Here is a 23658-nt window from a genome sequence, read left to right as displayed (position 1 = left end):
TCATCCGACCAGGTCTGCGATGCGGCTGATGCCTTCGGAGAGATCGTCGAGACCCAGGGCGAACGAGAACCGGGCGTAGCCGGGAGCGCCGAACGCCTCGCCCGGCACGAACGCCACCTTGGCCTGCTCGAGCACGGATGCTGCCAGCTCCAGCGTGGTGCTCGCCTCGGCATCGTCATAGCGGCGTCCCAGCAGACCCTCCATGTTGGGGAATGCATAGAACGCGCCCTCGGGCTCGGGACACTCCACGCCGTCGATCGAGTTGAGCATCTCGGTGATGCGCTGGCGCCGCACGTCGAACGCTGCCCGCATCATGGCTACTGCCTCGAGATCGCCCGACACCGCCGCGAGCGCGGCCGCTTGGGCGACGTTGCAGACGTTGGAGGTGGCGTGGCTCTGCAAGTTGGTCGCAGCGGCGATGACGTCGGGCGGTCCAGCCATCCACCCGACCCGCCAGCCGGTCATGGCGTAGGTCTTGGCGACGCCGTTCAGCACGACGCAGCGGTCGGCGATATCTGGCACGAGCACCGGCAACGAGTGGTGCTCCGCATCACCGTAGGTGAGGTGCTCATAGATCTCGTCTGTGATCACCCACAGGCCGTGCTCGACGGCCCACTGGCCGATGGCGACGATCTCATCCCGCGGGTACACGGCGCCGGTCGGGTTGGACGGCGACACGAACAGCAGCGCCTTCGTGCGGTCGGTGCGTGCAGCTTCGAGCTGGTCCAGGCTCACCCTGAATCCGCTCTCGATGCCGGCGAACACCTCGACCGGCACGCCGCCGAAGACGCGGATCGCCTCGGGGTAGGTCGTCCAGTAAGGCGCCGGCAACAGCACTTCGTCGCCGGGATCGATGAGCGCGGCCATGGTGTTGTAGACGGCCTGCTTGCCGCCGTTCGTGACCAGGAATTGGGTCGCGTCCCAGTCGAGGCCGCTGTCGCGCTTGGTCTTGGCTGCCAGCGCGGTCTTCAAGGCAGGCAGACCGCCGGCGGGCGAGTAGCGGTGGTTCGCCGTGTCGCGGCATGCAGCCGCTGCGGCGTCCACGATGTGCTCGGGTGTCGGGAAGTCGGGTTCGCCGGCGCCGAAGCCGATCACGTTCTCGCCCGCCGCCCGCAGCGCCTTGGCCTTCGCGTCCACGGCGAGGGTGGCCGACGGGGCGATGCCCGCCAGTGCCGTCGATACTCGATTCCTCATAGAGCGTCTCCCGTCTGCTCGACGCGCTGCCGCGAGCGCCCGACAGTCTCGCCGCCAAGTCGTGTGGCGCCACCCCGCAGGACGTGCCGAGCCAGGTTCCGGGCGAATTGTCAACAAAATGTGGTTGTCGGCGACTGGCCCGGGCGCAATAGTGGCAGCCGATGGCTGCCTCTCCCTCATCGATTTCTCTTCCCGCCGAGTTGCGACCCGCCGATGGGCGCTTCGGCTCGGGCCCGTCCAAGGTTCGACCCGAAGCTGTGAAAGCGCTGGAAGCTCGCACGCTCGACTACATGGGCACCTCGCATCGTCGCACCGGCGTGCGCTCGGTGGTCGGCCGGCTGCGAGCGGCCATGACCGAGTTGTTCGGCTTGGACGACGGCTGGGAGGTGGTGCTGGGCAACGGCGGCAGCACCGGCTTCTGGGACGCAGCGGCCTTCTCACTGATCGAGCGCCGCTCCCAGCACCTGACCTTCGGCGAGTTCTCCGAGAAGTTCTCAGCTGTGACTGCTGCCGCGCCACACTTGGAAGACCCAGTGGTGATCACAGCGCCGTACGGCAGCCACCCCGTACCCGAGGCCGCAGATCTCGCGGAGATCGACGTGTATGCGCTGACGCACAACGAGACGTCGACCGGCGTGGCGATGCCGCTGACGCAACCGCAGCTCGGCCCGTCTCGGCGGGGCACCACACCGGCGCTCGTCATGGTTGACGCCACCTCGGCGGCCGGTGCGATGACGTGGGATCCCCGAGATGTCGACTGCTACTACTTCGCTCCGCAGAAGGCGTTTGCGGCAGATGGCGGGCTGTTCATCGCGCTGTGCTCGCCGGCTGCTGTCGAGCGGATAGAGCGGATCGATGTTGCGGGCCGCTACAAGCCCGCCACGCTCGACTTGGCAATCGCCGTCCGCAATTCTCGCCAGGACCAGACCTACAACACCCCGGCGCTCGCCACGATCCTGCTGACGCTCGAGACCGCAGAATGGATGCTCGACGGCGGCGGGCTCGGTTGGGCTGCGTCCCGCTCGGCCGCGTCGAGCGGTGCCGTGTACGGCTGGGCAGCAGAACGCGATTTCGCCTCGCCATTCGTTGCGGACGAGGCCATGCGCTCCCCCGTTGTGTGCACCATCGACTTCGAGGGGGTCAGCGCAGACGACATCGCTGCGGCGCTGCGCGCCAACGACATCGTCGATACCGAGGGCTACCGCAAGCTGGGCCGCAACCAGCTGCGTATCGCGGCATTCCCTGCGATCGATCCGGCCGACGCCGAGGCCCTCACCGCCTGCATCGACTACATCGTCGAACGGCTCTAAGGCTGCATCTACCAACCCAGTCGCGCGATCCTCGGATCGCCGCGACAGCTTCCCGGCAGGCGGTCAGCTAACGGGAACGGCCTCGTCGAACATCACTTCTTGATGACGAGGGTGCCTGCGGCCTTATCGTGCCAGCCCTGGTAGACGCGGTCCCACGTTGCGCTGACGTAGCAGAGGATCGACAGGAGCCAGCCCACCAAGGGGATGAGCGCAAGCAGCCCGGGAATGGCCCACCGACCGAATGCCTTGCCCCACCCGGGCAGGCCGCCGTGTGCCGCATGGATCACTCTGACGCCGACTATCCGCTTGCCCAAGGTCTGGCCCCACAGCGCGATCTGCACCACCTCGTAGCCGATACCGACGACGAGGCCGAGCAGGATGCCCGTCACATCGAAGCCCGAGAAGTCGGCCGCGTCGCTGGAGCTCGACGCTGAGGCGAACACCAAGATCAGCACGAAGAGCACTACCGCCACGATGATCGCGTCAAGCACGCGGGCGCCGAATCGAGCGCCGATCCGGGCCAACTCGACGGTCTCTCCTGATCCGAGTTCGGCCCAGCCAGTCCGTCGGTTTCCATCGTGGGATGGGGGCTCGCCGTAGTCGCTCATCAATGGCCTCCGCCGTCATGGATGCGGTCGACAGATTCGAGCGCGAACCTAGCGCGCTGCTGAACGGAGTCCCCAGCGCACATCTGTTGGCGCTCGCTGCCCACGGTGAGCCGACGCGCTAGTTCTGCGCAGGGTCGTCGGGGTAGTGGGCCAACAGCCGGGCGGGCGGTGACTGACGTGCGAGCACGTCGTACCAAAGCGTGGTGGCATCCGCAGTCAGATCGCTGGGCATCGAGTCGAACACCCACCAGCAACCCGACTGCAGCTCGCCTCGCAACTGGCCGGGTCCCCACCCCGCGTGCCCGCCATAGATCCGGACCGCGACGATTGCGGCATCCAGTTCGGCCGGATCGGCGGTGAGGTCGACCAGCCCGACCGCCCCGTTGACGGTGCGCCACACGCCGCCGGCCTCGGACGACTCGGCGCCCGAGCCTTGGGGCGACAGTGACTCGCCAGCGGGCGGTTCTGCTGTTGCCCCGAGCGCGAGCAGACCCTGCGGCTCGACCGGCCCGCCGAGCCCTACTGCGGCTTCCTCCGCGAAGCGTGACGCCCAGCGCGGGACGGCCGCGGCGCACGAGATGTCCGACACGCGGTTGATGACCACGCCCAGCGTGCCCGCGTCCTGGTGTTCGATCACGAACACGACTGTGCGATCGAAATTGGGATCCACCAGACGTGGCGTCGCCACGAGCAGGTCCCCCGCAGTGGGCACCCGCACCGGCGTCACGACAACGTCGACCACGTCCCGATTCTGCCACCATGCCGCGGCGTCTCAAGCGCCCCGAGCCGGGCGCGCCGCCTGCTGCAAAGCGCTCGGAAAATCAGGAGACGGCGCCGCCTGACGCAGCGGTCACGTCCTGGCGTCCTGCGGTGATCCACGGCATCATCGCCCGCAGCTCCGAGCCGACCTGCTCGATGGGGTGCTGCTTGCCTTCCTCGACCATGCGCCGGTAGTTCGGCAGCCCGTTGCGGTTCTCGTCGATCCATTCCCGGGCGAAGCTGCCGTCCTGGATCTCCGCCAGGATGCGCTTCATCTCTGCGCGTGTCTCGTCGGTGATGATGCGCGCGCCGCGGGTCATGTCGCCGTACTCGGCGGTGGTCGAAATCGAATACCGCATGCCCGAGATGCCGGCCTCGTAGATGAAGTCGACGATCAGCTTCACCTCGTGCAGCGTCTCGAAGTAGGCCGATTCAGGCTGGTAGCCGGCCTCCACCAGCGTCTCGTAACCGGCCCGGATCAGCTCGGTGAGGCCGCCGCAGAGCACCACCTGCTCGCCGAACAGGTCGGTCTCGGTCTCCTCGGCGAACGTCGTGGTGAGCACGCCACCGCGTGTGCCGCCGATTCCCTTGGCGTAGGCCAGCGCGTCGGTCAGCGCCTGCCCGCTGGCGTCCTGGTGAATTGCCACGAGCGCCGGAACGCCGCCGCCTTCCACGTAGGTGCGCCGGACGTTGTGGCCCGGTCCCTTGGGCGCGATCATCCACACATCCACGTCATCCGGTGGACTGATCTGGCCGAAGTGAATGTTGAAGCCATGTGAGAAGGCAACGGCATTGCCCGGCTGCAGGTTCGGCGCGATCGAATCCTCGTAGATGGCGGCCTGGTCGGTATCGGGCAGCGCCATCATGATGATGTCGGCTTCAGCGGCGGCACCCGCCACATCGGCAACCCGGAGGCCCTCGGCCTCTGCCTTGGCACGAGACGACGAGCCTTCACGCAACCCCACCACGACGTCCACACCGCTGTCGCGCAAGTTCAGGGCGTGAGCGTGGCCCTGGGAGCCGTAGCCCATGACCGCCACCGTGCGGCCAGCCAGCTGGCTGAGGTCTGCATCTTCTTCGTAATAGATGGTCGCCGGCATGCTTGTGGTTCCTCTCCGAGTCAGCGTTGGCGGGAGTCTGCCAGTCTCAGGCGGTCATGCCGACGGCGGGCTCGTCGGCATCGAGCGCCCGCAGTGCAATGCGGCCTGTGCGCTGCAGCACGTGCAGGCCGAACGGACGCAGTTGGCGCTCGCACCGGTCGAGCCGGTCTGGGTGTGCGCTCACGCTCACAATGGCCTCGCCATCGGCGTGATCGAGCACTTCCCCTCCGTACTCGGAAATCACCTCGGTGACGGCTTCGAGGTCGGCGGCGCCGACGCGGGCCAGCATCAGCTCCCGCTCGAGCGAATCGGACGGGTGCAGCTCGCTGATGTTGATGACGTTGACCAGCTTGTCGAGCTGCTTCGCGATCTGGTTGACGTCGGTGTTGTGGACATCGACCACGATCGTGATGCGGCTGTAGGAGGGATCGGCCGTCGGGGCCACTGCCAGCGAGAAGATGTTGAAGCCGCGCCGGCTGAACAGTCCGGCGATGCGCGCAAGAACGCCGAACTTGTTCTCCACGATGGCCGCGAAGATGTGCAGGTCGGGTTCCTGCGGCAGGCTCACCACCGCGGATTCCTCAGGGGACAGGTTCGTGCCCTGCGCGCCGCTCACGACGGCCTGCCGCACTGCGCGCCGCTCATGACGGCGCTGTGCCCTTCAAGGCCGCATCGGCGTCGCCCTCAGGACCGAGGATGATGTCGTCGTTGGAGCCGCCGGCCGGCACCATCGGATACACCTTCTCCTCGGTGTCGACGCGGAAGTCGATCACCACCGGACGGTCATTGACGGCGTTCGCCTTGGTGATGGCCGGAACGACTTCCTCGGCTGATTCCACGCGGATGCCGACACAGCCCATCGCCTCGGCCCAGCCGACGTAGTCGGGGTGGTCGGCGCTGAGGTACACCTCGCTGTAACGCTCCGCATAGAAGAGCTCCTGCCACTGGCGCACCATGCCCAAGTAGGCGTTGTTGAGAATGCCCACCTTCACCGGGATGTTCTCGGCGCTGGCGGAGATCAGCTCCTGCGCCGTCATCTGGAAGCAGCCGTCTCCGTCGATCGCCCACACCGTTCGATCCGGACGGCCCACCTTGGCTCCGATGGCCGCAGGCACGGCGAATCCCATGGTCCCCAGACCGCCTGAGTTCACCCAGGTGTAGGGGTGGTCGAACTGCCAGTACTGGCTCGCCCACATCTGGTGCTGGCCCACGCCCGCCACAACGATCGTGTCATCGGGAGTGTGATCACGCAGCTGCTCCACCACGTACTGCGGCTTGAGGGGGTAGCCGCCCGACGGCTGGTCATAGCTCAGCGGGAACTGCTCCCGCCAGCCGGAAACGGTCGACTTCCACGCAGATCTGTCTGCCATTGCGTCGGTGGCAGCGCTGCCGTCGCTGGGGCGCAGCGCTTCGATCAGCGCTTCGATCGCCACCTTGGCATCGCCGGCGACGGGCACATCGGGCACCCGCACCTTGCCGTGCTCGGCCGGGTCGATGTCGACGTGAATGACCTTGGCGCCCGGGGCGAAGTGCGCCGGGTTGCCCGTGACCCGGTCGTCGAATCGTGCCCCGAGGTTGATGAGCAGATCTGCCTGCTGCATCGCGGTCACCGCGGTGTAGTTGCCGTGCATGCCAGGCATTCCGAGGCACAGCGGGTGACGGTCGGGAAACACGCCACGCGCCATCAACGTGGTCACCACGTGGATCTCGCACATCTCGGCGAGTTCGCGCAGCGCTTCCGCCGCTCGAGCCTTCAGCAGTCCACCGCCGGCGTAGATGACGGGGCGCTGCGCCGTGCGGATGAGATGGGCCGCTTCGGCAATGGCGGCCGGGTCGACCTCATGGCGGGGTCGGTAGCCGGGCAGGTCGACGCTGTCGGGCCAGTACCAGTCCATCGTCGCGTTGCTGACGTCCTTGGGCAGGTCGATCAGCACCGGGCCCGGCCGTCCCGTGGTGGCGATGTGGAATGCCTCGGCCACGATGCGCGGGATGTCCGCCGGGTCGGTCACGAGGTAGTTGTGCTTGGTGACCGCCATCGTGATGCCGGTGGTGTCGCACTCCTGGAAGGCGTCGGAACCGATAGCCGACATGGCCACCTGGCCGGTCACGACCACCATGGGAATCGAGTCCATGAAGGCGTCGCACAGCGGCGTCACGATGTTCGTGGCAGCAGGCCCGCTCGTGACCATCGCCACGCCTGGCTTGCCCGTGACGTGCGCGTAGCCCTGCGCCATGTGTCCCGCGCCCTGCTCATGGCGCACCAGGACATGGCGGATCGGCGAATCCAGCACGGGGTCGTAGACCGGGAGGATTGCCCCGCCGGGCAGGCCGAACATCACGTCGACACCGCTCATCTCCAGGCTTCGCATCAGTGCCTGAGCGCCGGTGAGTTCCATGGACTTTCTCCTGAAGTGACGGTGTCCCCAAATAAAAGAGCCTCCCGAGCGGGAGGCAGGGCGAGCGCGTCGAAACGGGCTCGCCTAGGTAAGTACCCCTACAGCCTCGTCACGCCTCACGGGCCCAGCCGGGCAGTCAAGCCGGTCTGCTTGCGCACGCACCGGTTCATTCTGTCGTGCCGTCCCGGCGTCCACAACCTGACGTCCGCCGCACGCACTGTCGAAATCAGGCTGCCTTGTTGCCGGCTGGGCCTACATTGGCCGGGTGCAGGGCGGACGGCTGTTCAGCGTCGCAGTCTGCGCCGTGGTCGTCGCTGCCGGAGCGATGGCGGTCGGATGTTCTGACATCGGCATCGACGAAGGCACCGGCCCTGCCGTCAGCGATCCCGATGGCAATGGCGGCGCGGCGACGACCGTGCCCGCGACGACCCTGCCGCTGACGCAGACGCCTGAGTATGTGGCGTCCAATACGCCCTGCCCTGCCGGACTTCCCGAGCTCGGCGCGGTCCCGATCAGCGCTGTGCCCATCGACGACGGAGCGCCGGATCGCGCCGTGACGCTCGCGCCTTACATCGATCTGCCCGAAGCGACCGTGATGGTCTTCGACAGCGTTGCGGGGACTGCCCCCGATTCGGGAGGCGGCTTCGTGGGCGATCGCAGGGGTCGCATCTGGCGATTTGCACCCAACCTGGCAGGCCACGTCGGCCCTGGTCTCGGTGCAGTCACCAGCGCCGAGCCCATCGCGGACTTCTCTTCCGACACCGCAGCCGAGCACGACCAGGGCCTCGTGGGCATGACGCTCGGCCCGAAAGGACATCTGTGGATCAACCGCACCGACCGTCACGGGTCCAGCGTGCTCACCGTGCTCACGCCGAGCGCGGATCGAACGACGCTGGAGGGTCGCTACGCCGATGTGCTGGAGGTGAAGCAGACCAATGCACAGCACAACGGCGGCGACCTGCTGTTCGATGCGGACGGGCTGCTCTACGTGTCCTTCGGCGACGGCGGCGGCCTCGGCGACCCGCGTCATCACGGCCAGAATCTCGCCACCCCGCTCGGAGCAGTGCTGCGGTTCTCCGTCGACACCGGCGACAGCTCCGATCCGGGCGACTGGCGGCTGGTCCCGGCACCGGGCAACCCCGATCTCGGACCCGGCAGCGACCCGCACATCTGGGCGTACGGGGCGCGCAACCCGTACCGCATGTCGCTCGACGAGCCGACCGGCACCTTGTGGGTCTCCGATGTCGGCCAGCAGTGCATGGAGGAGGTCACGGTGCTCGGGCTCGACGAGGGCGGGGCCAATCTCGGCTGGAACGCCTATGAGGGCAGCCGCCGCTTCGTCGGGGCCGAGTTGGACGATCACCGGGTGCCCGATTTCGAGTACCGGCACGGACGGGGCCTGTGTGCCGTCATCGGGGGCCACGTCTACCGGGGCAGCCAGCTCGATTGGCTGACGGGCCGCTACGTGTTCGCCGATCTCTGCGGGGGCGACATCTATGCAGTCTCGGTGCAGCCTGGGGCGCAGCCAGACGAGGTGTGGAGCCTCGGCATCAGTACGCCGCGGCCCGTCGGATTCGCCGAGGACCGTCACGGCGAGCTGTACGTGATCGACATCGAGACCGGCGTGTGGCGCCTCACCGGATGATGCAGGCCCAATCGACGGCAACCGGGGCGTAACGGTGTTCCGACGCACGATCTACGACCGGGAGATCCTGCTGCTGGCTGTGCCGGCGTTCGGTGCGCTGATCGCCGAACCGCTCTACGTCCTGACCGACCGGGCGATTGTCGGAAGGCTCGGCACACCCGAGCTCGCCGGCCTCGCCATTGCCTCCGCCATCTTGCTGAGCGCGCACGCGGTGCTGATCTTCCTGGCCTACGGCACGACCGGGCTGGTGGGCCGGTTGGTCGGGGCCGGCTCGCTGAAGCGAGCTGCCGAGCAGGGCATAGCGGGCGTGTGGCTGTCGGTCGGGTTGGGCATCGTGGTCAGCCTGGCCATGTGGGCAGGCTCGGACTGGCTCGTGAGCCTGTTCGACCCCGAGCCCGAGGTGGCCGAGCTGGCGCTCACGTACCTGCGGATCAGCCTCCTCGGCTTCACTGCGCTGCTCCTGGGGATGGCAGCCACCGGCTACCTGCGGGGGGCGCAGGACACGGTGACTCCCTTGGTGATCGTGGTGGCCTCTGCAGCAGCAAACGTGGGAATCGAGCTGGTGCTCGTGTTCGAACTCGACATGGGCATCGCCGGCGCAGCGTGGTCGACCGTCATCGCGCAGTGGGGAGCCGCCATCGCCTTTGCGGTCGCCGTCGCTCGTCGCGCTCGAGCGGCAGGGGCGACGCTGCGATTCGTCGCTGCCGCTGCGCGCCGCTACGCGCTTGTCGGCGCCCAGATGTTCGTGCGCACGGCGTCGCTGCGGGGCTCGTTCGTACTCACCACGGTCTTTGCCGCGCACATCGGCACCACCGAAGTGGCGTCCCACGAGATCGCACTACAGGTCTGGTCGTTCTTCTCGCTCGCCCTCGATGCGGTGGCCATCGCCGGTCAGGCCATGGTGGCCAAGGAACTCGGCGCCAGCAGACCCGAGGTGGCACGTGCCGCCAGCGTCAGGATGATCGGCATGAGCATCCAGCTCAGCGTCGTATTCGGAGCGGCGGTGGTGCTGCTGCGAGCACCGATCGCCGCAATCTTCAGCACTGATCCTGATGTGGTGTCCCTCGCCGGGTTTCTGCTGCTGTTCGTGGCCTTCTCACAGCCGGTCAATGCCGCCGCGTTTGCCTTCGACGGCATCTTCATCGGTGCTGGCGACCTGGGTTTCCTGGCATGGGCGATGGCCGGTGCGGCTGTCGGCTTCTCGGTCGTCGGGGGCGCCGTGCGCCTTCTGGATCTGGGCATCGGCTGGGTGTGGGCCGCGCTTGTCCTGTTCATGTGCTTTCGCGTCGCACCGCAGTGGGTGCGCTTCCGCGGCGACGCCTGGCTGCGCACCGGCGAGAGCTGAGCTGGACGGTGTGCCCGGCCGCGCCTGCGGTCAGGCGTCGCGGCGAAGTGCGAGCAGCTGATTGACCGCCTTGCCGTCGGCCTGGCCCCGCGTGGCCTTCATCACCGCTCCCACGAAGACACCGGCCACCTTCGATTCTCCGGCGCAGAACTTCGCCCAGGCGTCGGGATTGTCGGCAATGGCTCGGTCGACGAGTGCTTCGAGTTCGCCGCTGTCCATCGCCTCGTAGCCCAGTTCAGCCGCGATCGCCGACGGATCTGCGTCGGCGCCGGGTGCCCGCTCGCACATCTGCCCGAGCACGGTCTTGGTCTGCGTGGCCGTGAGCTGCCCGGAAGTCTCCATCTCGACCAGCGATGCAAGCTGGGAGGCTTCGAGTAGTTCGGCTCCGTCCAGCGCCAAGTTCTGCACCGCATGGGTGACAGCACGACTCGCATCAGCGCCAGCTGCCACTGCGTCGAGCACCAGCGACGCGAGGCCGCGACTGCCGATCACCTGGGCATCAGCAGCGTCGGCACCGAGCACGCAGAGACGCTCGCGCAGCGACGCCGGCAGCTCGGGCATGGCGGCGCGTACCTCGGCGACCCACTCGTCGTCGGGCGCCAGCGGCACGAGGTCGGGCTCGGGGAAGTAGCGGTAGTCGTCTGCTTCTTCCTTGGAACGCAGCGAGTGCGTTCGCCCGTCCTCGGACCAGTGGCGCGTTTCCTGTACCGGGGCATCGCCGGCGGCGTACAGCTCGATGTGGCGCTGGGCCTCGTAGTCGATGGCATTTCGCAGGGACCGCAGCGAGTTCAGGTTCTTGACTTCGCAGCGGGTGCGCAGCTCACCCGAGCCGGCGGGCCGGACGCTGATGTTCGCGTCGACGCGCATCGAGCCTTCTTCCAGCCGCGCGTCGGACGCGCCGAGCGTCAGCAGGATCGCGCGCAGTTCCTCGACATACGCGCTGGCCTCTGCTGCCGAACCGATGTCGGGCCGCGAGACGATCTCCAGCAGGGGTGTGCCTGCCCGGTTGTAGTCCACGAGCGCGCCGACGGCCCCGTGGATGCGACCATCCGCGCCTCCCAAGTGCGTCGTCTTGCCGGCGTCCTCTTCCAGATGCGCCCGCTCGATGCCGACCCGGCTGCCGCCCGGGACGTCGAGCCAGCCGTCGGAGCAGATGGGCTGGTCGTACTGGCTGACTTGGTAGTCCTTCGGCATGTCGGGGTAGAAGTAGTTCTTGCGGTGGAACACCGACGGCCGGATCTCGCAGTTGAGCGCGAGACCCACCGCCATGGCCAGTTCGACGGCTCGGCGATTCAGCACAGGCAGCGAGCCGGGCAGACCCAAACAGACCGGCGTGACGTTGGTGTTCGGCTCGTCGCCGAAGCGGCTCGGCGCTGCGGAGAACAGCTTCGTGTCGGTCGCCAGCTCGACATGGACTTCGAGCCCGACCACGAGCTCCCAGCCCGAAGGCGCCACGCCCGTTTCCGATCGCGAGGCTGCAGGCATCAGGTGCCTGCCCCAGTCGAGCCGGTCACGCCTGCGAGCGGCGGTTTCGGCAGCGGCGGCGCGGCGCGCTCCAGCGCAGCGGCCACGGTCAGCATCGTCTCCTCGCCCAAGGCGGGGGCCATGACCTGCACGCCCACCGGCAAGCCCTCCGCGCCGGTGCCGAACGGCACCGACATGGCCGGGTCGCCCGAGAGATTCGACGGGATGGTGCAGGTGTCGCACCGATACATCGTCATCGGGTCGGCGCGCTCGCCGAAGCGGAACGCCACGCACGGCGAGGTGGGCGACAGCAGCACGTCGAAATCGGCGTAGGCGGCGTCGAAGTCTCGCCGTGTCAGCATGCGCACCCGCTGGGCCTTGCCGTAGTAGGCGTCGTAGTAGCCGGCGCTGAGGGCGAACGTGCCCAGCATGATGCGGGCCTTGACCTCGTCCCCGAAGCCGGCCCTGCGAGTCATGCGGTTCATCTCGGTGACGTCTGCACCCTCGACCCGCAGCCCGTAGCGAGTGCCGTCGTAGCGCGCCAAGTTGGATGAGGCCTCTGCGGGTGCGATGAGGTAGTACGCGGTCAGGCCGTAGGTGACCGCGGGTACCGAGACTCTGCCCACTGTGGCGCCAGCCTGAGCCAGCGCGTCGGCCGCCTCGAGCACCCGCTCGGTCACATCCGCGTCGATCCCGTCCAGCAGCTCGCCCGCTGCGTCTCCCGGCGCTGCATCTCCCAGAATCGGGCCACCGGTCACAGCGCCGTCGCGGCCGCTCCCGGTCAGCTCGCTGACGACACCCACTCGCAAGCCCTCGACGCCTCTTTCGAGCGCGGCGCCGAAATCGGGTACGGCAGCGGGAATCGATGTGCTGTCGGCCGGATCGTGGCCGCTGATCACCCCGAGCGCGAGCGCAGCGTCAGCAACATCGGTTGCGAACGGGCCGATCTGGTCGAACGAGCTGGCGAACGCTACGAGCCCGTAGCGGCTGACCCGGCCGTACGTGGGCTTGATGCCCACGATTCCGCAGAGTGATGCAGGCTGGCGGATCGAGCCGCCGGTGTCGGAGCCCAGCGCCAGAGGCGCGAAGCCGGCCGCGACTGCCGCGGCCGAGCCGCCGCTGGAGCCACCCGGCACCCGGGCAAGGTCGTAGGGATTGCGCGTAGGGCCGAACGCTGAGTGCTCGGTGGAGCTGCCCATCGCGAATTCGTCGAGGTTGGTTTTGCCGATCATCACGGCACCGGCGGCCGTCATGGTCCGCACGACCGTGGCGTCGTAGGGAGGCTGCCAGCCTTCGAGCATCCGCGACGAGCAGGTGGTCGCAACGCCGCGGGTGCACAGGTTGTCCTTGAAGGCGACGGGTACGCCTGCCAGCGGTCCGGGGTCGCGGCCCTCGTCGACGGCTGCGTCGATGGCCGCCGCTGTGGCTCGAGCCCGCTCGGCTGTGACTGCGTTGAATGCATGAACATCGCCGTCGTGGGCCTCTATGCGGCCGAGGAAGTCTTCGAGCACGTCCGTTGCACGGCGGGTGCCGGCGCGCACGTCCGCGGCGATGGCGCGAGCTGTATTCATCGGACGCTCGCAGGGCTCGCTGCGCTCATCGGGCTGTCACCGAGCGGGACACGGCTGGCTCAAACTTCCTCGCCGAGCACCGGCGGCACTTCGAACTGCCCGCCGGACGCGGCGGGTGCCTGGGCGAGCACCTCGTCCCGGTCCACCGGCGAGCTCGCTACGTCATCCCGGAACACATTGCGGAGCGGGTAGGGGTGCGCGAGCGGCGGCACATCGGCGAGATCGAGATCTTCCAGCTCACGAGCATGCTCGAGCACACGCGCCAAGTGGCCCGTGTAGTGCTCGATCTCATCGGCAGTGAGCTCGATTCGGGCCAGGAGCGCCACGTGCGCCACCTGGTCCGTGCTGATCGCCTTGGCATCTTCCATAGAGGCCGCCGAGGGTAGCGGCGCGGCCTCAACGGGGAATTCGTCGCCGGGCGGCTTCCGCCAGCATCTCGCCGGGGCGGGTCGGGCTGAACAGCACGCGCGACACCGACAGCACCTGAGCTGTGCCCGTGGTGCGCGGAACCACCTCGACCTGGCCGTTCAATACGGCAAGCAGCACTGGCCCGAGGGCATTGCCGCTGATGTCCACCAGGTCGTCGGCGGCAAGGTCGATGTCGGCGGGCGCAGCGCCGAGCGACGCAATATCGGCCCGCCGCAGCAGGAACGGCTCGCGCGTCGCCATGCGGTCATGCAGGACGAATCCGTTGGGGACGAACACCACCCACCGGCGCGCCAGCTGCTGCAACGAGCGAAAACCCAGCACAGCCGCAGTGAGCCCGGTGACCGTGGCAACGACTGCCCAGATCCACTGCTCGACGGCCCACAGCACCGCCGGCGCGACGATGCCGGCAACCACAGCCGCCCACACCAGCGGGATCGGCGCGACAGCCAGCAGGAACGGCGTGCGCAGCAGCATGCGCCGCTCGTTGCCGTAGCTGAGGCCGTCCACCATGGAGTTGCCGGTCTCTGGCAGCAGCGCCACGGCGGTTGCGATGGCGGCACCGGCAATGGCTGCTGCGGCACGCGGGGCGGCCAGGTCGGCGTCCCACGCCGCTGCGGCCACGACGGCACCCACCGCCACGGCGACAGAGGCGGGCGCGGCGATGCGGACCACGGTGAGCGCCCACGGCCGGCGCACCAGAGTTGCCGTCATCACCAGTGCCCACGCTGCCCACAATTCGGCACTCAGGATGCGCGCCGATGTCTCCGAGCAGGCACTCAGCGCATCCGCAGCAGCGGCACCCACGCTCCACGGCATCACCAGCCACAACAACCGCATCAGCCACAGCGTCGGATGAGCCCGCAATGACGCTCCCACCTGCGCCAGTCTCGCAATTTGCACTTCCGAATGCATGAGGGCCGCTGAGGGGCTGGGGTGCCCGCGCGCAGTTATGAAGCGCCCCTCGCATGTCCAGTCCGTACACGAAGCGCTTCATCTGTTTGAAGCACGGGTACCCCTGCCCCTCAGCAGCCCGGACAACGACAAAGCCGTCACACCGCCTAGCTACTCTCGGCAGTGCGATGGACGACGACGCCAGCGAATCCACGAGCCCGTCCGCTGACGTCGATCATCAGCGCGATCTCGATCGAATGCGCGAGCTGACCGAATTGGTCAATCGCTACGACATCGAGTACCACCGGGACGACTCGCCCTCGGTGCCCGACGGGGAGTACGACGCCCGCAAGCGCGAGCTCATCGAGCTCGAAGCGCGCTATCCCGATTTCGCGGATCCGAATTCGCCCACCCAGCGCGTCGGCGCGGAGCTGTCAGCGCTGTTTACCGAAGTCGTCCACGCCAGGCCGATGATGTCGCTCGACAATGCCATGGACTTCGATGAACTGCGGGCGTGGCATGGCCGTGTCATGCGCGTGCTCAACGCTGCGCAGCCGACCTTGTTCGACGATGACGCAGGCGAGAGCGATGACGACCAGCAAGACAACGTTGGGACTGAAGCAGGCGCACCCGAGCCCGAGCTGATCTGCGAGCTGAAGTTCGACGGGCTGGCCGTTGCGCTGCGGTACGAGCAAGGGCGTCTCACCCAGGCGGCGACGCGGGGAAACGGGCGGGTCGGCGAAGACGTCACTGCGAACGTCGTGACCATCGCGGACATCCCCCGGGAGCTGAGCACAGCGTCTCCGGTGCCCGAGGCCATCGAGGTGCGCGGTGAGATCTTCCTGCCCTTGGACAAGTTCCGCGAGTTGAACGAATCGCAGGCCACAGCTCGCCGGGCCCTCACCGAAGCCGCCGAGAGCGCGAGGCAACAGCTTGCCGGCGCTCCCGAAGAACTGCCCGCGAACGAGCGGCGCAAGCTCGAGTCATTCGCCAAACTCACTCCGGTCGACATGCAGCGCCGCCATCCCGACTACGCGAATGCTCGGAACACGGCCGCAGGCAGCTTGCGCCAGAAGGATCCGTCGATTGTCGCGACGCGCGGCCTGTCGTTCTGGAGCTACGACATCGGCGAGCTGACTGGCGGGCCTGACCTCGGCGGCGCAGACGAGGTCTTCGAGTACCTCGGCCGGCTCGGCATGCCGGTCAATCCCGAGATCCGCACCTTCGGCACGCTCACTGAGGTCGAGGCGTTCTGCACGAAATGGGAACGTGACCGCCACAAGCCTGCCTACGAGATCGACGGCGTGGTCGTGAAGGTGGCAGATCTGGGTCTGCGCTCCCAGCTGGGCTACACCAGCCGTGCACCACGCTGGGCCGTCGCGTACAAGTTCCCGCCCGAGGAACGCACCACCACCCTGCGGGAGATCATGGTCTCGATCGGCCGCACTGGCCGCGCCACTCCTTTCGCCTACATGGAGCCCGTGTTCGTCGGCGGTTCCACCGTGTCGCTGGCCACGCTGCACAACGAGGATCAGGTCGCCGCCAAGGATGTCCGTCCCGGTGACACGGTCATCGTGCGCAAAGCCGGCGATGTGATCCCCGAGGTGGTCGGACCGGTGCTGGCCGATCGCCCCGACGGGCTGCCGCAGTGGACGTTCCCGACCGTGTGTCCCGTCTGCGCGCACGCGTTGGTGCGCGAAGAGGGCGATGCCAACACCTACTGCGTGAACCGATCGTGCAGGGCACGGGTCATCCAGGGAATCGGGCACTTCGTGAGCCGTGGCGCTCTCGACATCGAGGGTCTCGGCGAGCGAACGGTGATCCTGCTGCACGAGCAGGGATTGGTGACAGACGCGGCAGACCTCTTCGGCTTGTCAGCGGACGATCTTGTCGGTTTGGAGGGTTTCGCGGAGAAATCCGCCACGAGTCTCGTGTCCGAGATTGCCGAGGCCAAGGAGGCTCCCCTGCCGCGGCTGCTCATCGGTCTCGGCATCGAGCACCTGGGTCCGACGGCGTCTGAGCTGCTCGCGATGCGCTTCGGCGCGCTCGATTCCATCATGGAGGCCACCGCCGAGGACCTCGCAGAGATCGACGGGATCGGCCCGATCATCGCCGCCAGCGTCACGGGCTTTTTTGCCGACGACGACAACCGGGCGCTCGTGGACAAGTTGCGCCGCATGGGTGTTCGCTTCGATGTCGTCGACGGACCCGACGACATGGCCGAGGTGCCCCAGGTGCTGACCGGTCGTTCAGTAGTGGTCAGCGGCAACCTGGACGGCTGGTTCATCAGCCGCGACGATGCGAAGCGGGCCATCGTCCAGCGCGGCGGCAAGTCCACCTCGTCGGTGAACAAGAGCACGTACGCGCTGGTTGCCGGCGAACGTGCCGGACAAGCCAAGCTGGACAAGGCAGCCGAACTCGGCATCCCAGTCCTCGACGAGGACGGCTTGCGCACCCTGCTTGCCGCCGGGACGGTCGACGGGTCAGATCCCTCCTAGAACGTCGTGAAACACCATTCGTAGGTGAAGTCGGCCGCCTCGACGTCAATCGTGGGGGTGGCGACCAGACGGGCGCACGATCGCCCGGTGCGCAGCTTCTCGATGATCTTGCCGTCCCCCGGCGAGAAGAAATGCTCGCCGAGCTGAATGGTGCCCGCGTCGAGCTGAGCGGCAGGAATCGTTGTGCCGTTGATGACCAGCGTCAGCCTCCAGCCGGGTTCGAGCCGAGCGCCGATGGGGCTCTGGTGCGGCACCTGAGCGCCGGGCACCGGTGTGACTGCCTGCAAGCCGCTCGGGTAGTCCGGTGCGGGTTCGCCTCCGCGGGTCAGCCACACCGCCAGGACGACGGCTGCTGCGGCAACAAGCGCGCCGAGCGTGACGGCCGTCGAGACACCCTTGCGCAGCGCCCAAGGAGTAGGGCGATCGTCGCCGGGCTGCGCTCGACTCATGTGAGATGTCCGGCAGCGGTAGCGCCGCCGAGCACCTCGTCACCTGCATAGAAGACGACGGCCTGGCCGGCTGCGACACGCCGCTGGGGTTCCGCCCAGCGCAACTGGCCTTCGGCATCAAGGTGTGCCGGCACTGCCGGACTGTGTGCGCTGGTCTGGGCCAGCACGTCGCCCTCGACGGAGGCGCCGGCCCAGCGATGATCGACCAGCCGGACGCCTGGTGCAGCCAGCTCGGAGGCTCCGCCCACCGTGACACGACGAGCGGCGATGTCCACGTCCACCGCATAGCGCCGCTGCGATGCACCGCCGAGGCCCAGACCCTTGCGCTGGCCGACGGTCACCAGCTCCACCGCCGGCGCAGTGCCGACGCGCTGGCCCGCCGCATCCACCAGTTCCGCCGGATGCAGGTCGATGCGCTCGGCAAGGAAACGCTCCCTGCCGGCAGCCTCGGTGATGAAGCAGACATCCTGGCTCTCGGGCTTGGCGGCGGTTCGCAGACCTAGCTCCGCTGCGAGCGCTCGCAGCCCGTCCTTGCGGTAGTCGCCGACCGGGAACCACAGGTCCGCCAAGTCGGCCTCGGAGAGCATGTACAGCACGTACGACTGGTCTTTCGCGCTGTCGCTGCCGCGTTGCAGCCGCCGCCTGCCGCCGTGCGTGCTGATGCGAACGTGATGACCCGTGACCAGGCGGTCGAAGCCCAAGCGGCGGGCGCGATCCAACAGCACATCGAACTTGACGTGCCGGTTGCAGGCGATGCACGGGTTGGGCGTGAGACCCCGCCGGTGTGCGTCCACGTACGGCTCGACGACGTCGCTTTCGAATTCGGCCGCATAGTTGAAGACGAAGTGGTCAATGCCGAGCTGCTGGCACACCCGGCGGGCATCGTCCACATCGGAGACGGCGCAGCAGCCCTGATCTTGGGGACCGCCCCACAGCTTGAGGGTGGCGCCGACCACCTCGTACCCCTCGCGCAGGCACAGGGCCGCAGCGACCGAGCTGTCGACGCCGCCCGACATAGCAACAAGCACCCGGCTGATTGCAGGGGCACTGTGCTGATCGGAGCAGCCCGCAGCTCCGTGCCGCTCGGTGCTTGCCGCAGCGGCTCCGTGCCGCTCGGTGCTTGCCGCAGCGGCTCCGTGCCGCTCGGAGCTCATCGCAGCTGGTCCACGCACTTGGGGATGGCGTCGATGGCTCGCTCGACCTCCCACGGTTCGGTACACCAGCCCAGCGACAGGCGGAGCGAACCGGCTGCGGCATGGCGTTCGACCCCCATCGCTGCGAGCACATGGCTCGGCTCCATGGCACCCGACGCGCACGAGGCAGCCGCGGATGCCATGACGTCGTACCGGTCGAGCAGCACCAGCAGCGCTTCGGTCTCGATGCCGTCGATGAGCAGTTGGCAGATGCCCGCCGCTCGCCGAGACCGCGCCACTGTCTCGGTGCACCCGTCGATTGCCGCCAGCAGACCATCGGCCAGCCGATCCGCCAGTTCCCGGATCCGGCAGATGTCCTCGTCGCGTGCCTCGTTCAGCTCGCCGAGCGCGGCGCCGAGCGCGGCGATGCCCGCAGTGTTGTGCGTGCCGCTGCGCCGATCGGCCTCCTGGCCGCCGCCGAGCTGCTGCGCCGACAGCGTCACCTCAGGCCGGCTGGCCAGAACGCCCACGCCCTTGGGTCCGCCGAATTTGTGGCCGCTGAGCGACAGCAGATCTGCCGGTCGCGCCGCCGCAGCGATATCGACCCAGTTGACGCCTTGCACCGCGTCGGTGTGCAGCAATGCCTCGGGGGCATGTTGCCGGACCACGTCGGCCACGGCCTCGAGATCGGCGATGACGCCCGACTCGTTGTTGACCAGCATCACCGACACCAACCCCACGGGTGGGCCCGCATCGGGCTCCAGCTGTGCGGCCAAGTGGTCGAGGTCGACGTCGCCGCCGGCGTCGACCTGCACATACCGGCCGCCGACCGCTCCGACGGGGTGCAGCACCGCGTGGTGTTCGGTTGCGGGACACAACGCCGTCGTGCCCGTTGCGGAGGTGACGCCGTGCACCGCGAGATTGTCTGCTTCAGTGCCGCCGCTGGTGAACACGATGCCGTGCGGGTCGAAACCGAGCGCCTGAGCGACGACCTCACGTGCGTCTTCGATGGCTGCCCGCGACCTGCGGGCCATGCGATGCGCTCCCGAGGGATTGGCGAACTGCTGCTCCAAGTACGGCGTCATGGCCTCGATGGCGCACGGCCGCATCGGTGTCGACGCAGCGCAGTCGAGGTATGCAGGTCGCCCCCCAGGCCGATTCCGATCAGCAGTCACACGCTGAGGTTACGAGCACGACCCGAGACCGCCTGCCGGAGGCTTCAAGCAGTCAAGTGGGCAGAACCCGGTGCTGCACCGGGCGCGGTGTGACAACGGCCGCGTGCGGTGCCACACTTGCCGGTCGCTGGAAACGAACGTCGGCGTGACGCAGTGCGCCAGCGATCCGGGACGCGATTCGCGTGCAGGCAGGCATCGACAAGGCAATCACGGGCATGGGCATCGAGGTCTCCATCGACATTCCGGCACCGCCGCAGGAAGTCTGGGATTACGTCGCCGATCTCGCGAGCAACGTCGAGTGGATGGCTGATGCGGAGTCGATCGATTTCACGTCTGCCCAGACCGAAGGCGTCGGCACGACGTTCGACTGCGTCACCAAGGTCGGCCCGCTCAAGACCACGGACAAGATCGAGGTCACCGAGTGGGACCCGCCAAACACGCTCGGCATCACCCATCACGGCGCAGTGACGGGCACCGGCCGCTTCGCGCTCGAGCCCGTCGAGGACGGCACTCGCTTCACCTGGAGCGAAGATCTGATCCTGCCGTGGTACTTCGGCTCGCGGATGGGCCAGCAACCCGCCTCCCTGGTGCTCGAGCGCGTCTGGCGCAAGAACCTGCGGAACCTGCGGGCACGGATGCTCGAACGTCAGCAGGGACCCACGGGTCACGAACCCGGGCCGCTGCTGGGGATGGGCCGCGACTCGGAGATGCGTGCCTACGGACCGCACATCATTCGCATGAGCCTGCGCGGCAGCGACCTGACTCATGAGGCCGAGGCGATGCGCCACGTGCGGGCCCACGGATTTCCTGCTCCGGAGGTCATCGAACAGCCCGACAACCACTCAGTGGTGATGGAGCGTCTGACCGGGCCGACAATGCTCGACGAGCTCGCGGCCAAGCCGTGGCTCCTGACACGCCACGTCAAGGGCCTGGCACGGCTGCATCGGCTGCTCGGCAACGTGCCTGCCCCCGGCAATTGGGTCAAGGTCTCGGCCGGCGGCTCGGTAGTGCATCTGGACCTGCAACCCGACAACGTCAAGCTCACGCCTGACGGTCCCGTTGTCATCGACTGGTCGAACGCGGCAGCCGGCGATGCAGCCTTCGACGCTGCGTCCACCTATGTGCGGCTGCGCACTGCCGCGCCCGACAACCACGCTGCGGCCCGGGCCGTCATCAACGCGTTCCGGACCCGCTTTGCCCGAGCGTTCCTCAAGGAGTTCGGTGCCGACGCGATCCTTTCGCACTTGCGCGCGGCAGCCGACCTGCGGCTTCTCGACCGCAACCTGCACCCCAACGAGCGCGAGGCAGTCTTCGCGCTCGCCCGCGGCGAACTCGACTGAGTCGGCGCCGACACCGGGCTAACTGACCTCGTCGAGCAGCGCTTGGGCAGCGGCGTACGGATCCAGCTCTCGGCGAGCAAGCTGCCTGCGCAGGCGCGCTGCCGTCGGGCCCTCGACGAGCGCGGACACACGCTCGGCGATGCTGGCGCGCAGGATCTCGTCGAGCTCGGTCTCGACGCGGGCGGCGCGGCGGGCGTCGAGTTCGCCCGAGGCCGTGCTGTGGTCGCGGTGCGCACAGATGGCGTCCCACAGCTCGGCCGCGCCTTCGCCGGTGGTGCCCACCGAGGTCAGGATGGGCGGGTCCCAGTCGCCCGGCGCGGACAGATCCAGCATCTGGCGAATGTCCCGGCAGGTTTCCGAGGTGCCGGGCCGGTCGGCCTTGTTCACCACGAAGATGTCAGCGATCTCCATGAGGCCCGCTTTGTTGGCCTGCACCGAATCTCCCCAGCCCGGGTTCACCACCACGACGGTGGTGTCTGCTGCGCCCACGATTTCGGTCTCGACCTGGCCGACGCCTACCGTCTCGATCACCACCCACGGCCAGCCGAGCGCATCCAGCACCCGCACCGCCAGCGGCGTGGCCAAGGTGAGACCGCCCAGGTGGCCGCGCGTCGCCATCGAGCGGATGTAGACGTCCTCGTCGAACGTGTGGTCAGACATGCGCACGCGATCACCCAGGATCGCGCCGCCGCTGAACGGCGACGAGGGATCGATGGCCAGCACCGCGAGCCGTTCGGCGCGCTCTCGCGCCACGGCCACCAGCGCCGAGTTGAGCGTCGACTTGCCCGCCCCGGGAGCCCCGGTGATGCCGACCGTGTGCGCGGCGCCCGCCTGCGCGAAGGTCAGCGCGCCGAGCTCGCGTGCAGGTGGGCCGCCACGCTCGACCATGGACATGACCCGGGCCAGAGCGCGCCGGTGCCCGCCGCGGGCCGCCTCGAGCAGGCTCGCCGTGTCAGCACTCAGATCGGCTTCGGGAGGAGTCATCGGCGCGCCGACGGTAGCGAGGCCATCCGGGGACAGCACACTGGAGGGTGCGCGGGAAGCAAGCGTCGGCGCGTGATTCAGCGGCGCGAGATCGGCGCACCGATGCCGGCGAGCTTGCCGGCCAAGTCTTCGTAGCCGCGGTCGATATGAGCGGCGCCGGTGACCTCCGTCTCGCCCGTTGCCGCGAGGCCCGCCACTACCAGCGCTGCTCCGGCGCGGATGTCGTGCGCACGCACCGGCGCTCCCGACAGCCGCTCCACCCCGCGCACCACAGCGTGGTGCCCCTCAGTGCGGATGTCGGCGCCCATGCGCCGCAGCTCATCGATATAGCGGAACCGGCCCGTGAAGATGTTCTCGGTGACAATCCCCACGCCGGCAGCCGTCGTGAGCATCGACACGAGAAACGGCTTGTAGTCGGTCGCGAGGCCAGGGAACGGCAGCGTGGAGATGTCGGCTGACGCCAGCCGCTGGTTCACGGTTGCGCGCAGCCCCGCTTCGTCGATGACGATGTGCATCCCCATCTCGCTGAGCTTGCGGATGAGCATTGTCATGTGCTCGGCCACTGCGTGGCGCAGGAACACCGAGCCGCCGCACATGCCCACCGCCGCGAGGAACGTGGCCGCCTCGATGCGGTCGGGAATCACCCGGTAGCCGTTGCCGGAGGGGGCAGGCGCCAGCCGTTCCACCCCGTCGACCGCCAGGCGATCCCCTGACCAGCCGACCCGCGCACCCATCTGGTTGAGGAACTCGACGAGATCGCTGATCTCGGGTTCTCGTGCGGGATTCACGATGCGCGTGCGGCCCTTGGCTCGCACAGCGGCCATCAGCACGTTCTCGGTCGCGCCGACTGAGGGGTACTCGAGCACCACCTCCGTCCCCTTCAGCAACTCTGCGGTCCCCGAGATGTCGCCGTGAGCGGTGCTGAACGTCGCCCCCAGACTCTCGAGCGCCCGCAAGTGCATGTCGATCGGTCGCGGCCCGAAGTCGTCGCCGCCCGGCAGGGCAACGCGGGCGGTCCCGAAGCGTCCCAGCAGCGGGCCGAGCACCACAATCGATGCACGCATGCGCTCCACCAAGTGGTACGGCGCTTCGGTGTTCAGCTCGGCGGGCACATCGATGACCAGCCGGTGATCGGCGCGCGTCACCGTCACGCCCATGGCTTCAAGCAACTCGCACATGAGCGACACGTCGGAGATGTCCGGCACGTTGGCCAAGACATGCTGCCCCTCCGCCAGCAGGCACGCCGCCATCAGCTTGAGCACACTGTTCTTGGCACCGCCGATGCTGACTTCGCCTTCGAGCGCGCGGCTGCGCTGCGTCACGAACGTGTCGCGTTCGCCGCTGGTGGCAACGTCCACCGACATAGC

General features: G+C 68.1%; 20 protein-coding genes. 5 read left to right on the top strand and 15 right to left on the bottom strand.

Annotated elements, in window-relative coordinates:
- Window positions 1-1194: a pyridoxal phosphate-dependent aminotransferase gene (locus ACOGI5_RS08365; protein WP_419863966.1), complete on the bottom strand. Its 1194-nt coding sequence runs from the start codon at window positions 1192-1194 to the stop codon at window positions 1-3.
- Between the two features lie 161 nt (window positions 1195-1355).
- Between ACOGI5_RS08365 and serC the strand changes: the two genes are divergently transcribed.
- Entirely contained in the window at window positions 1356-2504 is a 1149-nt protein-coding gene (gene serC / locus ACOGI5_RS08360; protein ID WP_419863965.1) for a phosphoserine transaminase, read from the top strand.
- A gap of 92 nt (window positions 2505-2596) precedes the next feature.
- Here serC and ACOGI5_RS08355 read toward each other — a convergent pair whose 3' ends face one another.
- The 5 genes from ACOGI5_RS08355 to ACOGI5_RS08335 form a co-directional block, all read right to left on the bottom strand.
- A complete protein-coding gene (locus ACOGI5_RS08355) occupies window positions 2597-3112 on the bottom strand; it encodes an RDD family protein (RefSeq protein WP_419863964.1) in 516 nt (171 codons plus the stop codon).
- Between the two features lie 118 nt (window positions 3113-3230).
- A complete protein-coding gene (locus ACOGI5_RS08350; RefSeq protein ID WP_419863963.1) occupies window positions 3231-3854 on the bottom strand; it encodes a YqgE/AlgH family protein in 624 nt (207 codons plus the stop codon).
- A gap of 79 nt (window positions 3855-3933) precedes the next feature.
- Complete coding sequence (ilvC, locus tag ACOGI5_RS08345) at window positions 3934-4971, bottom strand: ketol-acid reductoisomerase (RefSeq protein ID WP_419863962.1); 1038 nt, start codon at window positions 4969-4971, stop codon at window positions 3934-3936.
- A 46-nt stretch (window positions 4972-5017) separates the two neighbouring features.
- Window positions 5018-5587, bottom strand: coding sequence for an acetolactate synthase small subunit (gene ilvN / locus ACOGI5_RS08340; RefSeq protein WP_419863961.1), 570 nt, complete (start codon window positions 5585-5587; stop codon window positions 5018-5020).
- A gap of 25 nt (window positions 5588-5612) precedes the next feature.
- Complete coding sequence (locus tag ACOGI5_RS08335) at window positions 5613-7367, bottom strand: acetolactate synthase large subunit (RefSeq protein ID WP_419863960.1); 1755 nt, start codon at window positions 7365-7367, stop codon at window positions 5613-5615.
- Window positions 7368-7632: 265 nt separating this feature from the next.
- Between ACOGI5_RS08335 and ACOGI5_RS08330 the strand changes: the two genes are divergently transcribed.
- Both ACOGI5_RS08330 and ACOGI5_RS08325 read left to right on the top strand, forming a co-directional pair.
- Window positions 7633-9012, top strand: a complete 1380-nt coding sequence (locus tag ACOGI5_RS08330) for a PQQ-dependent sugar dehydrogenase (RefSeq protein ID WP_419863959.1) — start codon at window positions 7633-7635, stop codon at window positions 9010-9012.
- 34 nt (window positions 9013-9046) lie between these two features.
- Window positions 9047-10357 (top strand): MATE family efflux transporter, encoded by a 1311-nt coding sequence (locus ACOGI5_RS08325; RefSeq protein WP_419863958.1) that lies wholly within the window; start codon window positions 9047-9049, stop codon window positions 10355-10357.
- A 30-nt stretch (window positions 10358-10387) separates the two neighbouring features.
- Here ACOGI5_RS08325 and gatB read toward each other — a convergent pair whose 3' ends face one another.
- From gatB to ACOGI5_RS08305, 4 genes are read right to left on the bottom strand one after another with little or no spacing between them, the layout of a single operon-like run.
- Window positions 10388-11842 carry an Asp-tRNA(Asn)/Glu-tRNA(Gln) amidotransferase subunit GatB gene (gene gatB, locus ACOGI5_RS08320; protein ID WP_419863957.1) on the bottom strand — a complete coding sequence of 485 codons (1455 nt, stop codon included), beginning with the start codon at window positions 11840-11842 and terminating at the stop codon, window positions 10388-10390.
- Entirely contained in the window at window positions 11842-13392 is a 1551-nt protein-coding gene (locus ACOGI5_RS08315; protein ID WP_419863956.1) for an amidase family protein, read from the bottom strand. Before ACOGI5_RS08315 ends, gatB begins: the two co-directional genes overlap by 1 nt.
- A 59-nt stretch (window positions 13393-13451) precedes the next feature.
- Window positions 13452-13760, bottom strand: coding sequence for an Asp-tRNA(Asn)/Glu-tRNA(Gln) amidotransferase subunit GatC (gatC, locus tag ACOGI5_RS08310; RefSeq protein WP_419863955.1), 309 nt, complete (start codon window positions 13758-13760; stop codon window positions 13452-13454).
- Window positions 13761-13788: 28 nt separating this feature from the next.
- Window positions 13789-14697: a hypothetical protein gene (locus tag ACOGI5_RS08305; RefSeq protein WP_419863954.1), complete on the bottom strand. Its 909-nt coding sequence runs from the start codon at window positions 14695-14697 to the stop codon at window positions 13789-13791.
- A gap of 203 nt (window positions 14698-14900) precedes the next feature.
- Between ACOGI5_RS08305 and ligA the strand changes: the two genes are divergently transcribed.
- Window positions 14901-17210, top strand: coding sequence for an NAD-dependent DNA ligase LigA (ligA, locus tag ACOGI5_RS08300; protein ID WP_419863953.1), 2310 nt, complete (start codon window positions 14901-14903; stop codon window positions 17208-17210).
- On the opposite strand, the gene ACOGI5_RS08295 is transcribed toward ligA, so the two are convergent.
- From ACOGI5_RS08295 to ACOGI5_RS08285, 3 genes are read right to left on the bottom strand one after another with little or no spacing between them, the layout of a single operon-like run.
- Window positions 17207-17659, bottom strand: a complete 453-nt coding sequence (locus ACOGI5_RS08295; protein ID WP_419863952.1) for a hypothetical protein — start codon at window positions 17657-17659, stop codon at window positions 17207-17209. The two genes, ligA and ACOGI5_RS08295, sit on opposite strands and share 4 nt — an antisense overlap.
- Entirely contained in the window at window positions 17656-18813 is a 1158-nt protein-coding gene (mnmA, locus tag ACOGI5_RS08290) for a tRNA 2-thiouridine(34) synthase MnmA (RefSeq protein ID WP_419863951.1), read from the bottom strand. Before mnmA ends, ACOGI5_RS08295 begins: the two co-directional genes overlap by 4 nt.
- Window positions 18810-19967, bottom strand: coding sequence for a cysteine desulfurase family protein (locus tag ACOGI5_RS08285; protein WP_419863950.1), 1158 nt, complete (start codon window positions 19965-19967; stop codon window positions 18810-18812). Before ACOGI5_RS08285 ends, mnmA begins: the two co-directional genes overlap by 4 nt.
- Window positions 19968-20149: 182 nt before the next feature.
- Between ACOGI5_RS08285 and ACOGI5_RS08280 the strand changes: the two genes are divergently transcribed.
- Window positions 20150-21307, top strand: a complete 1158-nt coding sequence (locus ACOGI5_RS08280; RefSeq protein WP_419863949.1) for an SRPBCC family protein — start codon at window positions 20150-20152, stop codon at window positions 21305-21307.
- An 18-nt stretch (window positions 21308-21325) separates the two neighbouring features.
- On the opposite strand, the gene meaB is transcribed toward ACOGI5_RS08280, so the two are convergent.
- Together meaB and murA are read right to left on the bottom strand one after the other, a co-directional pair.
- The gene (meaB, locus tag ACOGI5_RS08275; protein ID WP_419863948.1) at window positions 21326-22291 is read right to left on the bottom strand and encodes a methylmalonyl Co-A mutase-associated GTPase MeaB; all 966 of its coding nucleotides are present in this window, start codon (window positions 22289-22291) and stop codon (window positions 21326-21328) included.
- Between the two features lie 77 nt (window positions 22292-22368).
- Window positions 22369-23655 (bottom strand): UDP-N-acetylglucosamine 1-carboxyvinyltransferase, encoded by a 1287-nt coding sequence (murA, locus tag ACOGI5_RS08270; protein WP_419863947.1) that lies wholly within the window; start codon window positions 23653-23655, stop codon window positions 22369-22371.
- Window positions 23656-23658 lie beyond the last annotated feature (3 nt).

Origin of the sequence: Candidatus Poriferisodalis sp., from assembly GCF_965208925.1 — a bacterium.
GTDB lineage: Bacteria > Actinomycetota > Acidimicrobiia > Acidimicrobiales > Poriferisodalaceae > Poriferisodalis.
This window is presented reverse-complemented; position numbering and strand designations above follow the sequence as displayed.

What these genes read in the sequence shown, in the direction of transcription:
- ACOGI5_RS08315 (WP_419863956.1), bottom strand. Translation starts at nt 13,392, where the DNA reads ATGAATACAGCTCGCGCCATCGCCGCGGACGTGCGCGCCGGCACCCGC.
- gatB (WP_419863957.1), bottom strand. Translation starts at nt 11,842, where the DNA reads ATGCCTGCAGCCTCGCGATCGGAAACGGGCGTGGCGCCTTCGGGCTGG.
- ACOGI5_RS08355 (WP_419863964.1), bottom strand. Translation starts at nt 3,112, where the DNA reads ATGAGCGACTACGGCGAGCCCCCATCCCACGATGGAAACCGACGGACT.
- ACOGI5_RS08335 (WP_419863960.1), bottom strand. Translation starts at nt 7,367, where the DNA reads ATGGAACTCACCGGCGCTCAGGCACTGATGCGAAGCCTGGAGATGAGC.
- serC (WP_419863965.1), top strand. Translation starts at nt 1,356, where the DNA reads ATGGCTGCCTCTCCCTCATCGATTTCTCTTCCCGCCGAGTTGCGACCC.
- ACOGI5_RS08295 (WP_419863952.1), bottom strand. Translation starts at nt 17,659, where the DNA reads ATGAGTCGAGCGCAGCCCGGCGACGATCGCCCTACTCCTTGGGCGCTG.
- murA (WP_419863947.1), bottom strand. Translation starts at nt 23,655, where the DNA reads ATGTCGGTGGACGTTGCCACCAGCGGCGAACGCGACACGTTCGTGACG.
- ACOGI5_RS08365 (WP_419863966.1), bottom strand. Translation starts at nt 1,194, where the DNA reads ATGAGGAATCGAGTATCGACGGCACTGGCGGGCATCGCCCCGTCGGCC.
- mnmA (WP_419863951.1), bottom strand. Translation starts at nt 18,813, where the DNA reads ATGAGCTCCGAGCGGCACGGAGCCGCTGCGGCAAGCACCGAGCGGCAC.
- gatC (WP_419863955.1), bottom strand. Translation starts at nt 13,760, where the DNA reads ATGGAAGATGCCAAGGCGATCAGCACGGACCAGGTGGCGCACGTGGCG.
- ilvC (WP_419863962.1), bottom strand. Translation starts at nt 4,971, where the DNA reads ATGCCGGCGACCATCTATTACGAAGAAGATGCAGACCTCAGCCAGCTG.
- meaB (WP_419863948.1), bottom strand. Translation starts at nt 22,291, where the DNA reads ATGACTCCTCCCGAAGCCGATCTGAGTGCTGACACGGCGAGCCTGCTC.
- ligA (WP_419863953.1), top strand. Translation starts at nt 14,901, where the DNA reads ATGGACGACGACGCCAGCGAATCCACGAGCCCGTCCGCTGACGTCGAT.